Source organism: Roseomonas sp. HF4, from assembly GCF_005222755.1.
In the GTDB taxonomy this organism is placed as follows: domain Bacteria; phylum Pseudomonadota; class Alphaproteobacteria; order Acetobacterales; family Acetobacteraceae; genus Neoroseomonas.
Genome location: NZ_STGD01000005.1, coordinates 105,923 through 123,094 on the forward strand (window position 1 = coordinate 105,923; position 17,172 = coordinate 123,094).

10 protein-coding genes are annotated in these 17,172 nt (G+C 73.5%); 6 read left to right on the top strand and 4 right to left on the bottom strand.

The features are described from left to right. Positions 1-3: 3 nt before the first annotated feature. Positions 4-1,623: a thiamine pyrophosphate-binding protein gene (locus E8M80_RS09745; RefSeq protein ID WP_170979311.1), complete on the bottom strand. Its 1,620-nt coding sequence runs from the start codon at positions 1,621-1,623 to the stop codon at positions 4-6. Positions 1,624-1,723: 100 nt separating this feature from the next. On the opposite strand from E8M80_RS09745, the gene E8M80_RS09750 reads away from it, so the two are divergent. The 5 genes from E8M80_RS09750 (at position 1,724) to E8M80_RS09770 (ending at position 12,341) form a co-directional block, all read left to right on the top strand. Next, complete coding sequence (locus E8M80_RS09750; RefSeq protein WP_240789968.1) at positions 1,724-2,692, top strand: tripartite tricarboxylate transporter substrate binding protein; 969 nt, start codon at positions 1,724-1,726, stop codon at positions 2,690-2,692. A 4-nt stretch (positions 2,693-2,696) separates the two neighbouring features. Further along, positions 2,697-3,614: an SMP-30/gluconolactonase/LRE family protein gene (locus tag E8M80_RS09755; protein ID WP_137125496.1), complete on the top strand. Its 918-nt coding sequence runs from the start codon at positions 2,697-2,699 to the stop codon at positions 3,612-3,614. Between the two features lie 130 nt (positions 3,615-3,744). Then, positions 3,745-5,475, top strand: coding sequence for a ShlB/FhaC/HecB family hemolysin secretion/activation protein (locus E8M80_RS09760; RefSeq protein ID WP_170979312.1), 1,731 nt, complete (start codon positions 3,745-3,747; stop codon positions 5,473-5,475). 12 nt (positions 5,476-5,487) lie between these two features. Beyond that, complete coding sequence (locus E8M80_RS09765; RefSeq protein WP_137125498.1) at positions 5,488-9,405, top strand: filamentous hemagglutinin N-terminal domain-containing protein; 3,918 nt, start codon at positions 5,488-5,490, stop codon at positions 9,403-9,405. Beyond that, entirely contained in the window at positions 9,405-12,341 is a 2,937-nt protein-coding gene (locus E8M80_RS09770) for a CHAT domain-containing tetratricopeptide repeat protein (protein WP_137125499.1), read from the top strand. Before E8M80_RS09765 ends, E8M80_RS09770 begins: the two co-directional genes overlap by 1 nt. A 16-nt stretch (positions 12,342-12,357) precedes the next feature. Here E8M80_RS09770 and E8M80_RS09775 read toward each other — a convergent pair whose 3' ends face one another. The 3 genes from E8M80_RS09775 to dnaG form a co-directional block, all read right to left on the bottom strand. After that, the gene (locus tag E8M80_RS09775) at positions 12,358-12,933 is read right to left on the bottom strand and encodes a GNAT family N-acetyltransferase (protein ID WP_137125500.1); all 576 of its coding nucleotides are present in this window, start codon (positions 12,931-12,933) and stop codon (positions 12,358-12,360) included. A gap of 58 nt (positions 12,934-12,991) precedes the next feature. Continuing rightward, positions 12,992-14,914 carry an RNA polymerase sigma factor RpoD gene (gene rpoD, locus E8M80_RS09780; protein ID WP_137125501.1) on the bottom strand — a complete coding sequence of 641 codons (1,923 nt, stop codon included), beginning with the start codon at positions 14,912-14,914 and terminating at the stop codon, positions 12,992-12,994. A 71-nt stretch (positions 14,915-14,985) separates the two neighbouring features. Then, positions 14,986-16,854 (bottom strand): DNA primase, encoded by a 1,869-nt coding sequence (gene dnaG, locus E8M80_RS09785; RefSeq protein ID WP_137125502.1) that lies wholly within the window; start codon positions 16,852-16,854, stop codon positions 14,986-14,988. A 94-nt stretch (positions 16,855-16,948) separates the two neighbouring features. On the opposite strand from dnaG, the gene E8M80_RS09790 reads away from it, so the two are divergent. Continuing rightward, positions 16,949-17,167: a DUF3126 family protein gene (locus E8M80_RS09790; RefSeq protein WP_137125503.1), complete on the top strand. Its 219-nt coding sequence runs from the start codon at positions 16,949-16,951 to the stop codon at positions 17,165-17,167. Positions 17,168-17,172 lie beyond the last annotated feature (5 nt).

The window sequence follows — 17,172 nt, forward strand, 5'->3', positions numbered from 1 at the left end:
CGCTCAGCCCCGCATTGCCTCGAGTTGCTTCATGTAGCCCGCCGGATCGACCGTGACGTCGACCAGGGATGGCCCGTCGGTCGCAAACGCGGCGTCGAGCGCGGCGCGCAGAGCATCCTCGTCAGGGGCGCGGAAACCGCGTGCGCCGAGCCCTTCCGCGACGGCAGCGAAATCCGGCCGCGCCCAGCGCACGCCCTCGGGCGGCAATTGCCGCTGCTGCTGCTTGATGTCGATGAGCGACAGCGCACCGTCGTTCAACACGATGGTCACCACACGCGCGCCCACCTCGGCCGCGGTCGCGAGTTCCGCCAGGCACATCATGAGGCCGCCATCGCCCGTGAAGGCCACGGCGCCGCGCGCGGGGTCGTGCAGCGCGGCGGCGATCCCGGCCGGCAGGGCGAAGCCCATGGAGGCGAGGCCGTTGGAGATCAGCAGGTCGCGCGGCCGCGAACAGGGCCAGAAGGCGGTGGCCGAGAACATGTGCGCGCCGGCATCGACGCTCGCGCGCGGGTCGCGCCCGGCGCGCGCGGCGGCCTCGGCCGCCAGTTGCACGATGCGCGGCGGCGCCACCCCCTGCCCGCCCGCCGGCCAGGCGAGCGCGCCCAGCATCGCCGCGCGATGCGCGTCGATCTCGCCCGGTGTCCAGGCGCTGCGCGGGGCGCCATCGGCCAGCGCCGCGGCGATGCGCGCGAGCGGCCCATAGGCACGAGCCGCCGGCGCCGTGTAGTGCACCGGGAAGGGCCGCGCGGCGATCTCGGCGACGGGCGCGCGGTAGCGCCAGGGCTGCAGGATGAACTCCACCGGATCGACGCCGGCCAGCAGGATCAGGTCGGCCTCGTTCACGCAGGCGGCCTCCAGAGTGCCGCCGGTGAAGATGCCGACGACCTGCGGATGCGCATCCGGCAGCACGCCCTTGGCCTTGTAGGTAACGAGCACGGGGCAGCCCAACGCCTCGGCCAGCATGCGGAGGTCGGGCGCGGCTTCGGTCGCCTCGAGCCCCAGCACCAGGACCGGGCGGCGCGCGCCTGCAAGAGCGGCGCGCAGCGCGCCTAGGTCAGGCATCGGCGCCACTGCCGCCTTCGCGCGCGGCGCGCCCTGCGCCACGCGCTTCGCCGCGGCGGAGGTGAGGTCGAGATGCACGGCGCCGCGCGGATGCGCCTGCGCCGTGTCGAGCAGCGCCTCGAACGCCGCGGCCGCGTCGCCATCCTCGCAGCGCGCATGTCCCTTCACGAAGGCGGCGGTCGCGCGCTGCTGGTCGAAGACCTGGTGCGTGATCCAGCGCGTCTGTGCCTCGGTGAAGCCATCCGTCACCAGAACCACCGGCGCGCGCTCGAGCGTCGCGCAGGCGACGCCGTTCGCGGCGTTGAACAGGCCCGGCCCCTTGGTCGTCAACACCACGCCCGGCGCGCCGGTCAGTTCGGCATCCGCCACCGCCATCATCGCCGCCGACCCTTCGTGCCGGCAAAGCACGAAGCGGATCCCCTCCGCATCGCAGCCGCGGATGAGGTCGAGCGAGGAGCCGCCGCCGGGGACGCCCCAGATCCGGCGCGTGCCGCGGCGCGACAGCGCGCGCAGCACAAGGTCGGAGGTCGCCGACGCCGTGCCGGCCGCTGCATCGTTCATGGCGCGATCTTCGCACCGCCCGCCGCACGCGTGAAGCCGCCCCCGGGTGACGCGCCGCGCCTGCCGGTCTAGCCTTTCGCGCAACGACGGAGGAACGACCATGGCGACCCCACGGCGCGCCCTGCTGGGCGCCGCGCTTTTGCCGATGCTGCCGCGCGCGGCCCGCGCGCAGGCCTTCCCGACGCAGCCGATCCGCCTCATTCCGCCCTATCCGCCGGGCGGCGGCACCGACACGGTGGCACGCCTGCTGCAACCGCACCTGATCGCGCAGCTCGGCCAGAACGTGCTGATCGAGAACCGCGGCGGCGCGGGCGGATCGATCGGCGCGGCCGAGGTGGCGCGCGCGCCGAAGGACGGCCACACCCTGCTGCTCGACAGCATGGGTCATGTGGTGAACCCGACGCTGATGCAGGGCCTGCCCTTCGACTACACGACCGCCTTCGCGCCGATCACGCAGCTCACCCTGCAGCCGCAGATGCTGGTGGTGCCCGCCGCATCGCCCCACCGCACGCTGGCAGACCTTGTCGCCGCGGCCCGGGCGAGGCCGGGGACGCTGTCCTACGCGTCCTCCGGCAACGGCACCGGGGCGCATCTCGCGATGGTGGAGTTCGCGCGGCTCGCGGGGATCGAGGTGATCCACATCCCCTATCGCGGCGGCGGCCCCGCCATGACGGACCTGGTTGCGGGCAATGTCGCGATGGCCTTCGCCTCGGCCGCGGCCGCCACGGCACACGTGCAGGGCGGGCGGCTGCGCGGGCTCGGCGCCGCGGGGCCACGACGGATCGGCGCCCTGGCCGACATGCCGACCATCGCCGAACAGGGCTACGCGGGCTTCGACTTCGACGAATGGAACGGGCTCTGGACCGTGGCGGGATCGCCGCCCGCGGCGGTCGCGCGCCTGCACGCGGCTGCGGTCTTCGCCCTGGCGCAGCCGGATGTCCGCGCGCGCATGGCGCAGATCGGCATCGTGCCGGTGGCCAGCAGCACGGCGGAGTTTGCCGCCTTCGTCGTCGCGCAGCGCGAACGCGCCGCGCGGCTGATCCGCGACGCCAACATCACGCTGGGATAGGGCCATGTACGCAGCACCGCCCTCCGTCACCGCCGAGGTCCACGCGGAACTGCCCGAGGCGCTCCGCATCCGCGGCCGGGGCAGCGAATGGCTCTATGGCCGTGGCGGCGCGACGCCGCATTCCTTCCTCGAGGGCCCGTCCTTCGACCGCGCCGGCGACCTCTGGCTCACGGACATCGTCTTCGGCCGCATCTTCCGCGTGAGCCAGGCCGGCGAATGGCGCGTCGTCGCCGACTATGACGGCGAGCCGAACGGCCTTGCCTTCCATCGCGACGGCTGGGCCGCCATCACGGATGCGAAGCGCGGGCTGCTGCGCCTCGACCCCGAGACCGGGGCGGTGACGCCGCTGGTGCCGCGCGCGCGGCGGGAGGGCTTCCGCGGCGTCAACGACTGCACCTTCGCGATGAACGGCGACCTGTTCTTCACCGACCAGGGCCAGACCGGGCTGCACGACCCTGCGGGACGGGTCTACCGGCTGCGCGCCGGCGCGGCGCAGGCCGATGCGCTGGTGTCCAACGTGCCAAGCCCGAACGGCCTGGTGCTGACCGGCGACGCCCATACCCTGTATGTCGCGGCCACGCGCGACAACGCGATCTGGCGCGTGCCGATCACGGAGGATGGCGGGGTCATCCGTGTCGGCCGCTTCATCGCCATGTCGGGCGGGCTCGCGGGGCCGGACGGCATGGCGATGGACGTGGACGGCAACATCGCGGTCGCGCATGCCGGGATGGGCACGGTCTGGATCTTCTCGCGGCTCGGGGAGCCGCTGCTGCGCATCCGGTCCCCGCGCGGCCTCGGCACCACCAATGTCTGCTTCGGCGGACCAGACAACAGCGACCTTTTCATCACGGAGAGCGAGACCGGCACCGTGCTCCGCACGCGCTGGGAGAGGCCGGGCGCGCCGCTCTTCGCCCACGTCTGAGGCGCGGCCCGCAGATCGCTGGCGCCATTCGACATTTGTCGACGTCCCCGCCCGCACGTGCCATGGTGCGCCTCAGGGTGAGGGTGTCCGGCACCGCTTGGCGCGCCGGGCTTCAGGGGGGGCAGCACCGGTGCGGCTCAGGCTTGGCTTCACAATCGTGGCGCTTCTGGCCGCCGGAAGCGCCCCGGGCACCGCACAGGGCCCGGCCGGCGCCGTCGTACCGCGCCAGGGCACGCCGGTCCCCGACCTCGCACCGCAGGCGCCGCCCCGCGTCGGCCCCGGCACGCCGCGCGGCGCCGCGCCCGCGCCTTCGCAGGACCCGGCCCTGGCGCGCCCCGTCGCGATCCGCAGCCTCGCGATCGAGGGCGCCACCGCCTTCCCGCGCGACCGTCTCGAAGCCGCCGCCGGCCCGCTGACCGGCCCCGCCGTGCCGCTGTCGCGCATCGAGGAGGCACGGGTCGCCATCCTCGGGCTCTATCGCGACGCCGGCTACGTCTTCACCACCGTCGATGCGGTGGTCGAGCGCGACGGGCTGCTCCGCCTGGTGGTGGGGGAGGCCGAGATCGTCGAGGTGCGCCTCGACGGCGACATCGGCCCTGCGGGGACGCAGGTGCTGCGCTTCCTCGAACACCTGCGCGGGCTCCGGCCGGTGGATGTGGCGACACTCGAACGCTGGCTGCTGCTGGCCGAGGACATCCCGGGCGTCTCCATGCGCGCCATCCTCCGCCCGGCCGGCACGGCGCCGGGCGCACTCAGCCTGGTCGCGCAGGTCTCGCGCCAGGCGATCGGCGGCTACGTCACCGCCGACAACCGCGGCTTCCGCCTGACCGGCACCGAGCAGGGGCTCGCCGCGGTGCAGTTCAACTCCTTCACGTCCTTCGGCGAGCGGACCGAGCTGTCGCTGTTCTACGCCAATGGCCGCACGCAGCTCTTCGGCCAGGCCTCGACCGAATTCTTCGTCGGCGGATCGGGCACGCGCGTGCGCATCTATGCCGGCACGGGGGATTCCCGGCCGGCCTCACCGCTGCGCGACATCGGCTACCAGGGCACCACCTCGGTCGGCGGGATCGCGGTCTCCTATCCCGTGATCCGGCGGCGGCAGCAGACGCTGACGGTCGCCGCGGCCTTCGACCTGATCGAGACCGAGATCAAGCTCGAGGGCGGCGCGCTCGGCGACCAGGTGCTGAGCCGCGATGAATTGCGCGTGTTCCGCCTGGGCGGCGAATGGGCGGTGTTCGACCAGCTGCTCGGCGACAACCGCTCGGCTGTGAACCTTCTCTCGCTGCGGCTGAGCCAGGGCATCTCGGGCCTCGGCGCGAGCGAGAGCGGCAGCGCCTTCCTCAGCCGCGCGGGCGCGCAGACCGACTTCACCAAGATCACCTTCGAGGCGAGCCGCACCCAGTCGCTGTTCGCGCCCTGGGACGGCGCGCTGCTCGCGCTGCAGGGCACGCTCGCGGGCCAGTGGTCGTCCGACGTGCTGCCGCAGGCGGAAAAGTACTACCTCGGCGGCGCACGGCTCGGCCGCGGCTACTACGCGGGGGAGGTGACGGGGGACAGCGCGCTCGCCGCCTCGGTCGAGCTGCAGTTGTCGGTTTCGCTGGAAACGCCGGTCTTCGGGCGCGCCGTGCGCATCGACCCGGTCGTCTACACCTTCTACGACTGGGGTCAGACCTGGGAGAACCGGTCGCAGGACCCCGACCGAACCATCGCTTCGGCCGGGCTCGGCGCGCGCTTCGGCGTGACCCAGAACGCAGAATTCCAGGTCGAAGGCGTGCGACGCTTCGAGCGCCGGCCCGGCGGCGCCTTCGCCGACGAGTTGAAGGAAGACGCCTTCTACTGGCGCATGCTGTTCCGTCTCTGACCGGAGGCCACCATGAGCCCCATGCTCCTCCGTTTCCGCGCCGCGCTGCTTTGCGGGACGGCGCTCGTGCTGCCCGGCCCGCTTGCGGCGCAGGCCCCGGTGCTCGACCGCGTCGTCGCCGGCGGCATCACCATCCGGCAGGACCCGGCGACGACCCAGGTGCAGCAGTCACAGAGCCGCGGCATCGTGGACTGGCGCAGCTTCAACGTCGGTTCCGGGCACCACGTCCAGTTCCAGCAGCCCTCCGCCTCCGCCATCACGCTGAACCGCGTCACGACGCCCGACCCCTCGACCATCGCCGGCCGCATCACGGCGAACGGGCGGATTGCCATCGTCAACCAGTCGGGCGTGGTGTTCAGCCAGGGCGCGCAGGTCGAGGCTGCGGGGCTGATCGTCTCCTCGGCCGACATCAGCAACGAGAACTTCCTCGCCGGGCGCATGATCTTCGACCGTGCCGGGCGCGCGGATGCGCGCATCGAGAACGCCGGCACCATCACGATCCGCGATGCCGGGCTCGCCGCGCTGGTGGCGCCGCAGGTGGCGAACCGCGGCACCATCACCGCGCGGCTCGGCCGGGTGGCGCTGGCGGGCGGCGAGACCCATGTCGTGGACCTGCACGGCGACGGGCTGCTCTCCATCGAGGTGACGGGCGCGGTGCGCCAGGCGCCGGGCGGCGGCGTCGCGCTGGTCACGAACAGCGGCACGATCTCGGCCGAGGGCGGCACGGTCCAGATCACCGCCGCGGCGGCGGACGGCATCGTGCAGGATCTCGTTCGCGCGGGCGGGCGCATCTCGGCCGACACGGACGCGGCGACGGGCCGGACGGGGCGCATTTCCATCCAGGGCACGGGCGGCGCCATCCGGATCGAGGGCGAGGTGACCGCCGCGGGCCGCGCCGCCGGCACGCGCGGCGGCACGATCGAGGCGGTGGCCGACCGCGTGTTGGTCGATGCCGGCGCACGCATCGACGCCTCGGGTGCCGCGGGCGGCGGCGAGGTCGCGATCGGCACGACGCTGCGCGGTTCGGCCACCCCGCGCCTTGCGCGGCGCACCGGCATCGCAGCCGGCGCCGAGATCCGCGCCGATGCGACGGAACGCGGCACCGGCGGCACCGTCATCGTGAATTCGCAGGACTATACCGCGCATGGTGGCCGCATCTCGGCGCGCGGCGGGCCGCAGGGGGGCGATGGCGGCTTCGTCGAGGTCTCGGGCCAGGGCGGGCTGCTCGTGCTCGGCAGCATCGACACGGGCGCGCCGGCGGGCGCGCAGGGCACGATCCTGATCGACCCGATCGACCTGACCATCATCGGCCCGACCGAGCCGCCGCCGCCCGGCACGACCGAGGCGAACATCGTGGGCAACGTGCTCGGCGCCGACGACCCGCCGGACCAGGCCTTCCTGCGATCCTCGACCATCGAGTTCCTGACCGGGGACGTACGGCTGGAGGCGTCGCGGGACATCTTTGTCAACGCCCCGGTCGCCGGCGACACGGTCGGCGGGGCGCTGACGCTCGATGCCGGCCGCAATCTCGAGGTGAACGACAGCATCTCGGGCTTCCAGGGGCTGACGCTGATCGCGCGGACGGGCGATGTGGTGGTGCAGGGCAATGGCGGGCTATCCGATGCCACGGGCATCACGATCTCCGCCGGCAACGCCATCGCGCTCGGCGGCACCGGCACCTCGACGGGCGGGCTGCTCGACCTGCAGGCGGGCGCTGGCGGCATCTCCCAGACCGAGTTCATCCGCGCGGCACTGCTGCAGGTCCGCACGCCGGGCACAGCGAATTTCGACTTCGCCGGCACCGGGCTGGAGCCGACCCCGAACCAGATTGGCGCGCTCGGCGCATCGAATGTTGGCGGCGGCCTTTTCCTCAGGACCGACATCTTCGACTTCCAGGCGGCCGACCAGCGGCTGCAGGTGACCGGGGAGGTCACGGTCGGAGGCCGGCTGACGCTGGCGCCGACCCCCGGCGTGACGCAGCAGGCGCCCTCGCGCATCGCCGCAGCGGAACTCGTGGTCGAGACGCCGGGCACGGTTGAACTTCTCGGCGACAACGCCATCCAGGCGGTGGCCGGCATCGGCGCCGGGGACGGCATCGCGCTCCGCAACCTCGCCAGCCTCGTCGTGACCGGGCCGGTCACCGCCTCGGCGGGTGGCAGCAACGCCACGATCAGCATCCAGGTGGAGGGCGGCGACCTGACCATCGCCGCGCCGGTGCTCGCCACGACGAACGAGGGGCTGGGGCTCGTCTCGCTCGCCGCGTCGGGCAACCTGGCCGTCACGGCCGCGGGCAGCGTCACGGCCGATGGGCCGAGCGGGGGCATCATCGGGCTGCTCGCCGCCGCGGCGTTCAGCGGCGGCTCCGCCAACCTCGACCCGGCGCTGCCGGGCGCGATCTCGCTGGCGGGCAATGTCACGGCCGTCGACGGCTTCGTCGGGCTGCAGGCGGGCCAGGGCGGCATCGTGCAGTCGGGCGGCGGCATCACGACGGGCGGGCTACAGGTGATCTCGGGCGGGGATGCGCTGCTCGGCAGCGCGGCCAATGCCGTCGACCTGCTCGTCGACCTCGATGTCGCCGGCACCTTCCTGCTCGACAACGGGATCACGGACCTGCTGGTGCGAACCGGCCCGAGCAGTGAATCCGAGGGGCGCGCGGGCGCCATCGGCATCCGCACCGCGGGCGCGCTCACGATGGATGACAGCGCCACCCTCGACGCGACCGACCGCATCTCCTTCCGCGTGGGCAGCCTGAACCTCGCGAACGGCGCCATCGCGGCGCCGCTGGTCGAGATCGCCCCCTTCTCGCCGGCCGCCGTCACGCTGCCGGTGCTGCAACCGCTCGGCGCCGGCTTCGAGATCACCAGCGCCGACCTTGCCGCCATCACGTCGCAAACGCTGCGCATCGGCGCCACGACGCTCGACGGCACGCTCGCCACCACGGCGAACGGCATCACCGTCGTCGCGCCGCTCGCCGTGCCGGGCACGCTCGACCTGCGCAGCCTGGCCGGCATCGCGCAGGACCCGGGCGCGGACCTTGCCGTCGGTACGCTGACCGGCGCGGCCGGCGGGTCGGTCACACTGGCAAATCCCGGCAATGCCCTCGCGACGCTGGCGGGCTTCACGGCGAGCGGGGATTTCCGCCTGGTCGCCACGACGCCGCTGCTGGGCGTGCCCGGCGGTACGACAGTCTCGGCCGGCGGCACGCTGTTCGTGCAGGTGCTGGGCGGCGGGCTGCAGGTGGACGGCACCGCGACGGCGGCGGCGACGACGCTGCTCGCCGATGGCGGGGTGGCCGTGAACGGCTTCTCGGCCATCGCGACGTCGGGGGACCTGCTGCTCTCGGGCGCCACCGTCACCGTGAACGGCCTCGTCGCGGCAGCCGGCGACATCATCGTCCTGGCACGGACCGCGGCGAGCCTCGCTGGCGAGGCGCGCACCTCGAACGTCCTCTACGTCTCGGCGCCCAGCATCGCCTTCGGCGGGCTCAACGCGCGCGGCGCCGCCGTGGAACTCGCGCTCGGCCCGGACGGGACGGCCGGTGGCACGCTGGACGCGCGCGGCCTCACCGTCTTGGGCGGCCGCGGCGCCACGCTGTTCGGCACCCTGGCCGGCGTGCCCGGCCGCCCCGCCGCCGCGCGCGGCCGGCGCGCGACCGTGCAGGGCGAACTGCTGCCCGACCCGCCGCCGCAGGCGGACGACTTCACCTTCAACGACTGCCCGATCGGCGTCGCGGCCTGCGCCGTGCCACCCACCCCCCTGCCGCTGCCGAACAACCCGGAGGCGGTGACCGGCGTGCTCGACCCGCTGAACCTGCTGGCCGCGGTCGAGCGGCTGCGCCAGCCGGATCCGGAACTCAGCCTTCGCCCCGGCCGCGACCGCTCGGAGGAGAACGAGCTCGCCCCGCCCGACATCCGCGGGGGAGACTACTGATGCGCGCGCCCCTTCGCCCCGCGCTGCTGCTGCTGGCGCTCGCCGCCTGCGAGACGCCGCCGCCCGAGGCCTATGTCCCCGGCGGCTCGGCCGCAACCGCCGCGGCCGCCTTCGCCATCGGCCAGAACGCGCGCGGCGAGGACTGTCGGATGCTGCGCAGCGGCAGCGGCGCCGAGGTCTATTGCGGCGCCTGGGAATCGCCCAGCGCCCGGATCCGCGAGGTGCCGGCGGCGCCGGTGCCGACGCTCGCAGCCCAGGCCGCAACCGCGCTCGACAGCCGCCTCGCCTGCGAGGCGCCGCGCGCAACCGCGGTGCTGGGCGGGCAGCCGGCCGCGCTGCTGGAATGCCGCCGGCGCGTGGGCGGCTGGCCGGCCTTCGCCCTGGTGGCCGCCGCCGGCGGCCGTGGCTTCCAGGCCGAAGGGGTGCTGCCGGCCCTGCCCGCGGCCGAGCGCGCCATCGGCATCCTGGCAGGGCTCGCGCAGCCGGAGGGCGCGCTGCCGCCCTCCGCCGCCCTCGACATGATGGCCGCACGGCTGGCGCGCGACAGCTTCGGCGCGGGCGACATCGCCCGCTTCGAACAGCTGATGACGATCGGCCGCGACGCCAACCAGGCGGAACGCTTCGTCGCCGCCGAGACCGCCTATCGCGGCGCGCTGACGGCGCAGGAACGCCTGCTCGGCGGCGGCGCGCCCGACACCTTCGCGCCGATGATGCGGCTCGCGCTGCAATTGTCGAACCAGGGGCGCTTCCCCGAGGCCGAGCAGCTCCTGGATCGCGCCGCGCCGCTCGCCGCGCGCGCGACCGACCCGCTGGCGCGCGCGCAGCTCGAACATTATCGCGGCCTGCACGAGGCCAATCGCGGGCGCGCCGACCGCGGCCTCGCCGCCTTCGCAAGGGCGGAGGCGCTCTATGGCCGGGACCTGCCGCCCGGCCTCGGCGTGCCGGGCGGACGCGCGGCCGAGGCGGGCGGTGCGGCCTTCGACCCGCTGGCCGCGCGCGCCATCGTCGGCACGGTCGAGGTCCGCCGGAACCGCGCCGCCCTGCTGCGCAGCGCCGGCCGCACCCAGGAAGCCGAGGCTGCCGCCCGCGAGGCCGAGGCGCTGGCCGCGGCGGCGCCGGGCGCGCTCGGCGCCGACCTGATCGCGGCGCGGCTCGCACGCACGAGCGGGGCGGCGGCGGAGAGCGCCGGGGCCCCGCGCCGCGCCGCCGGGGATTTCGCCCGCTCGGCGGACCGCTTCGCCCGCGGCGTCCCGCGATCGCGCCCCTTTGCCGACACGCTGCTGCTCCAGGCCGAGGCAAGCGCCGAGGCCGGCACAGGGCGTGCCGCGATCCTCGGGATATGCCGGCAGGCGGTCGCGGTGCTGCGGGAATTGCGGGAAGGCACCTCGGCGCGGGCCATCGCGCCCTGCGTCGATGCTTTCGCCGGCAGCGCCGGCGGTTCCCAGGCGCTGCTGGCCGAAGCCTTCGAGGCAGCGCAGCTCGCGCAGGGGGACGTTACCGCGGTGCAGATCGCGCGTGCCGCGGCGCGGCTGACGGAATCGCGCAGCAACCCGGCGGCGGCCGAGGCGATCCGCGCGCGGGAGACGGCCGGGCAGCGGCTGGCCGGGCTCTATCGCGCGCGGGACGAGGCGAGTGCGGCCGCCGGCCGCGGCGCCGGACCCGATGTCGCCGCGCTCGACGCCGAGATCGCGGAAGCGCAGGAAGCGCAACTCGACGCCGACCAGGCGGCGCAGGCGGCGGCACCGGGCTTCGCGCAGCTGCTGCAATCCGTCGCCCCCGCCGGCGAGGTGCTGGCGGCCCTGGCCCCGGGGGAGGCGCTGGCCTCGATCTTCCTGCCTCCGGCCGCCCCCGGCTGGACCTTCGTGCTGCGGGACGGCGCCATCGCCGCCGGCCGGATCGGTGCGCGCGGGACGGAGGTGGAAGCGCTTTCGCGCCGGCTGCGCGCCAGCCTCGAGGACGGTAACGGCCAGAAGCCCTTCGACGCCGACGCCGCCTACCGGCTGCACCAGGCCCTGTTCGGGGATGTCGCGGCGCCCCTGGCGGCCGCGCAACGGCTTGTCGTCGTGCCGACCGGGCAGTTGCTGTCCCTGCCCTTCGGCGTGCTGGTCGAGGCCCCGCCCCCGGCGCCCACGGGCCATGAGGGGTTGTCCTTCCTGCTGGCCCGCCTGCCGGTGGCGCATGTGCCCGCACCGTCCAGTTTGGTCGCGCTGCGGCGGGCGGGGGAATCGCGGGCGACACAGCCCTGGTTCGGCTTCGGCGCGCCGGTGCCGGTGCCGGCAGCGCAGGCGGCGCGGACCTTCGCCTCGGCGGAATGCGGTCGGCTGCTGGCCGCGCTGCCGCCGCTGGCGACCGCCGGGATCGAGTTGCAGGCCTCGGCGCAGCTGATGGGGGCGTCGCAGCAGGACAAGCGGCTCGGGGCCGCCTTCACCGCGGCCTCGGTGCAGCGCACCGCGCTCCGCGACGTGCGCGTGCTGCATTTCGCGACGCACGGGCTGCTGCCGGGCGAGCTGTCCTGCCTGCAGGACGCGGCGATCGTGGCCTCGGCGCCCCCCGGCGCCCGCGACGCGCGCGGTGCGTTGCTGACGGCGGGCACCGTGCTCGACCTTGAGCTCGATGCCGATGCGGTGGTGCTCTCGGCCTGCAATTCGGGCGTGGGCGAAGGGTCGGGGGAGAGCCTCTCGGGGCTGGCGCGGGCCTTCTTCTACGCGGGCGCGCGGTCGCTGATGGTCACGCACTGGTATGTCAACGACGCGGCGGCGACGCGGATCGTGGCCTATACGCTGCGCAACCGGCAGCAGGGGCAGGGCATGGCCGAGGCGCTACGCGCGGCGCAGCTTGACCTTGCGCGGAACGTGCCGGGCGCCTCGCACCCCGCGCTCTGGGGGGCCTTCGGGCTGGTCGGGCCGGGGCCGGGGGCCGTGCGCGGGCCGGGCTGAACCGCCGCGCCCGGCCTCAGCCCTGCGCCAGGTGCGCCGGGATCTTGAGCCCGAGCCGCGTCGGCACAGGCCAGACCTCGCGCACCGTCCGCAGCCGCTGGAAGCCCGCCGCGACGTAGGCGGGCAGGGCGCGCGGATGGTCGGCGGTGCAGGTGTTCACGGTGACCGCCGGCCGCCCCGCCGCCCAGGCCGCATCGATGGCGTGACGCAGGAAGGCGCGGCCGAGGCCCGTCCCGATGGCCCAGGGCATGAGCCCGAAATAGGCGAGGTTCACGACCTGCGGGTGGCGACGGTCGAGTTCGTAGAAGCCGGCGGGCTCGCCATCCTTGACCAGCACATGGATCGAGACCGCCGGCATCGCGAGCAGCGCGGCGAGCTCGGCATCCGAGGCCGTGCGCCGCATCCACCAGAGCCAGGGCTCGCCCACCGTGTCGTAGAGGTAGCGGTAGAAGGGAACCGAGCACCGCAGCGCGTGGTCCACGCGGACGCCGCCGGGCAGCGGGGGCGCTGGGTGGCCGGGGCGGCGGTCCATGCGAAGGAAGGTGACGTCGACCGTCACCTGCTGCACGGGATCGGCGCTCGTGATGCCCATGGCCCTGCCCTTCCCACCCATCCGCAGTCTCGCGGGACGGGGCGGGGCGGGTCAATCGTCAGTTGTCCAGGAAGGACCGCAGCTTCCGCGACCGCGACGGGTGCTTCAGCTTGCGCAGCGCCTTGGCCTCGATCTGGCGGATGCGTTCGCGTGTGACGTTGAACTGCTGGCCCACTTCTTCCAGCGTGTGGTCGGTGTTCATGCCGATGCCGAAGCGCATCCGCAGCACGCGCTCCTCGCGCGGCGTGAGCGAGGCCAGCACGCGGGTCGTGGCCTCGCGCAGGTTGGACTGGATCGCGGCGTCGAGCGGGATGACCGCGTTCTTGTCCTCGATGAAGTCGCCGAGGTGGCTGTCCTCCTCGTCGCCGATCGGCGTCTCGAGGCTGATCGGCTCCTTGGCGATCTTGAGGACCTTGCGCACCTTCTCGAGCGGCATGCCGAGCTTCTCGGCCAGTTCCTCGGGCTGCGGCTCGCGGCCGATCTCGTGCAGCATCTGCCGGCTGGTGCGCACCAGCTTGTTGATCGTCTCGATCATGTGGACCGGGATGCGGATGGTCCGCGCCTGGTCGGCGATGGAGCGCGTGATGGCCTGGCGGATCCACCAGGTCGCGTAGGTGGAGAACTTGTAGCCGCGGCGGTATTCGAACTTGTCGACCGCCTTCATCAGGCCGATGTTGCCCTCCTGGATCAGGTCCAGGAACTGCAGGCCGCGGTTGGTGTATTTCTTGGCGATGGAGATCACGAGGCGGAGGTTGGCCTCGATCATCTCCTTCTTCGCCTGGGTCATGTCGCGCTCGCCGCGGCTGACCGTGGCATAGACGCGCTTGAACTCGGCGACCGGCAGGCCGGTCGCGTTCGCAACCTCGCTTATGCGGGAGCGGATCGCCTCGACGTCCTCGCTCGACTTCGCGACGAAGGCCTTCCAGCCCTTGCCGGGCAGGGCGCCGACGCGATCGAGCCAGGCGGGGTCGAGCTCGCTGCCGCGCCAATGCTGCAGGAATTCCTCGCGCTTGACCTTCTGCGCCTCCGCCAGTCGCAGCACCTGGCCTTCGAGCACCGTCAGCTTGCGGTTGAGGCCCTTGAGCTGGTCGACCAGTTCCTCGATGCGGTTGTTGTGCAGGTGGACCTGCTCGACCAGCGCGATCAGCTCGCGGCGCGACTTCTCGTAGGTCTTCTCGCCGCGGCCGGCCAGTTCCTCGCCCGAGGTATAGGCCTCCATCCGCTTGTTCGAGAGCTTCGAGAGCTTGCCGTAGAGACCCTCGATCTGCTCGAAGGTCGCGAGCACGTCGGGCTTCAGCTTTTCCTCGAGCGCCGAGAGGGAGAGGCCGACGCCCTCGCCCTCCTCGCCTTCCTCGAACTCCTCCTCGGCCGCGGCGGCGGGCGCGCCGTCGGGGTTGCCGGCGGTCTGGGTGGCTTCGAGGTCGATCACGTCGCGCAGCAGCATCCGCGGCGGGCTCGACTTCACTGCCTCGTGCCAGCGCAGGATGGCCTGGAAGGTGAGCGGGCTCTCGCAGAGCCCGCCGATCATCATGTCGCGCCCGGCCTCGATGCGCTTGGCGATGGCGATCTCGCCCTCACGCGAGAGCAGCTCGACGCTGCCCATCTCGCGCAGGTACATCCGGACCGGGTCGTCGGTGCGGCCGAGGCTTTCCTCGTCGACGTTGCCGCCGGACTCCTCCTCCTCCTCGCCATCCTTCTTTTCGGCGGGCTTGGCGACGGCGTCGCCGTCCTCCGTCTCCTCGTTCTCGACCACGTTGATGCCGGCCTCGCTCAGCATCGCCATGGTGTCCTCGATCATTTCGGAGGAGACCTGCTCGGACGGCAGGGCCGCGTTCAGCTCGTCGACCGTGACGTAGCCGCGCTCCTTGCCGCGGGCGATGAGCTTCTTGACGGCCGCCGACTGCGTGTCGAGCAGCAGTCCCTCGACCTGCTCGTCCCGGGTCTCGGTCGTCTCAGCCCCTGCCGCCGCCTTGCTCGCCATGCGCTCTCCGCTCCGTCCAACGGTTTCGGGCATCCGATTGTGGCCGGATGCCCGAAAAAACTGCCTCTACCCTATGCGGCGTCGCCGGCTGCCCCGGCTGCGCCTTCCCCCCGGCGGAGTGCGTCCAGTGCCTCCGAAACCAGGATCAGGCGGCGCTGGGCCGCGGGATCGTTGGTTTCCGCGAGCATCCGCCGCGCCTCCTGCTGGTCCTCGATCAACTCCGCCTCGCCGCGCAGGCGCAGGAAGAAATGCCAGAAGCCTTCCTCGACCTCCCCGGGCAGGGCCTCGGCCCGCGCCGCGAGGGGCAGGCCGGCAGGCGCGAGCGCCCAGTCGACAGCATCCTTTGCTCCGCTTGATGCGAGGTGGGCGATCAACCCCCTGGAGTCAACCCGTTCAGGCCCATCGGGCCATGCGAGAATTGCGGCCCGAAGCTGCGCGGCGGGGCCATCGGGGAGGTCGAGCAGCCCGATCGCCTCCTCCACCTGCGGCAGGATCCAGGGGTGGCGGAGCAGGATCGCCAGCAGCATGCGGGCGCGTTCAGCCCGAACCGGGGCCGGCGCGATGGCCGGGCGCGGCGCCGGCAGGCGCGTGCTGACCAAATGCGGCGTCGCCGCCGCGATGCTGCCGCGCCCCGCCTGGGGGCCGCGCCGGAAGCCCTTGCGACGCTCGGCCGCCTCGATCTCCCGCAGCACGTCGCGCCGGCGCTGGCCAAAGCGGCGGGCGACCGAGGCGCGCTTCGGCCGGTCGGCGATCGCGGCGAGCCAAGCCTCGTGCTTCCGCTGCCAACCCTCCTGCGCCTCGCGGCTGCGCAGGTCGAGCCCCTCGCGGGAGACGTCGAAGATCACCTCGAAGATGTCGGGCGCCGCGGCCAGCAGGTGCTCGAAGGCCATGCGGCCGCCGGCGCGGATCAGGCTGTCCGGGTCCTGGCCCTGGGGCAGGCGGATCGCGGCCATCCCCTGCTCGGCCTCCATCAGCGGCAGGGCGGTCTCGGCGGCGCGCAGCAGGGCGCGCGTGCCCGCGGCATCGCCGTCGAAGCAGAGCACCGGGCGGGGCGAGAGCCGCCACAATTCCTGCAACTGCTCGGGCGTGAGCGCGGTGCCGAGCGGCGCGACCGCGCCCGCGAAGCCCGCCTGGTGCAGCGCGATGACGTCCATGTAGCCCTCGACCGCCAGCACCGGGGCGCCGCGGAAGGCGCCCTCCCGCGCCAGGTCCAGGCCATAGAGGCCCATCCGCTTGCGGAACAGCGGCGTCTCGGGGCTGTTGACGTATTTCGGCTGGCCGTCGCCCAGGATGCGCCCGCCGAAGGCAATGACGCGCCCGCGCCGGTCGCGGATCGGGAACATCACACGGGCGTAGAAGAAATCCCGCGCCGGTTCGCCGGCCTCCCCGGGGCGGAGCAGCCCGGCCTCGACCAATTGGTCCTCCGTGACGTCCTCCCCCCTCAGGTCGGCGGAGATGGCGCCCCGCCCGGCCGGGGCCCAGCCCAGCGCGAAATCGCGAATCGTCCGCTCCGTCAGGCCCCGGTTCCGCAGGTAGTCGAGCGCCTGGCGCCCCTCGGGCAGGAACAGGCGGCGGTGATAGGCCTCGGCCGCCGCGGCCATGACGGCATGGAGGTCGCGCGCCCGGCGCTCCCGCGCCGCCTCCTGGGCGGAGGGCTTGGGCACGTCCATCCCCGCCTCGGCGGCGAGGCGCTCGATCGCCTCGGGGAAGGACGCGCCCTCGGCGCGCATCACGAAGGAGATGGCATCCCCGTGCGCGCCGCAGCCGAAGCAGTGGAAATGGTCGTCATAGACGTAGAAGGAGGGGGTCTTCTCCCCGTGGAAGGGGCAGCATCCCTTCCAGTTCCGGCCCGATTTGAGCAGCCGCGTCTTCCGCCCGACGAGGCCGGGCAGCGGGGTGCGGGCGCGGAGCTCGTCCAGGAAGGCGGGGGGCAGGGCCATGGCGGGCTGCACAGATTGCCCGTGGCGCGCCGGATTTGCACCCCCGGCGCCGCGCCGCTATCCAGCGCCCCATTCCAGACACGAGGACAACCCCATGACCCCGGCCGAACGCGCCGCCGTGCAGGCGCATCTCCGTCGCCTCTTCGGCAACAACCGCATCGCCGTGACGGCGCCCGAGCGCAAGGGCGGCTCCACCGAGCTCAAGGTGGGCGACGAGTTCATCGGCACCATCCACCGCGACGCGGAGGACGGCGAGGTGTCCTACGCCGTGCAGATCGTGGTGTTGTCCGAAGACCTCGAGATTCCGAACTGACGCCG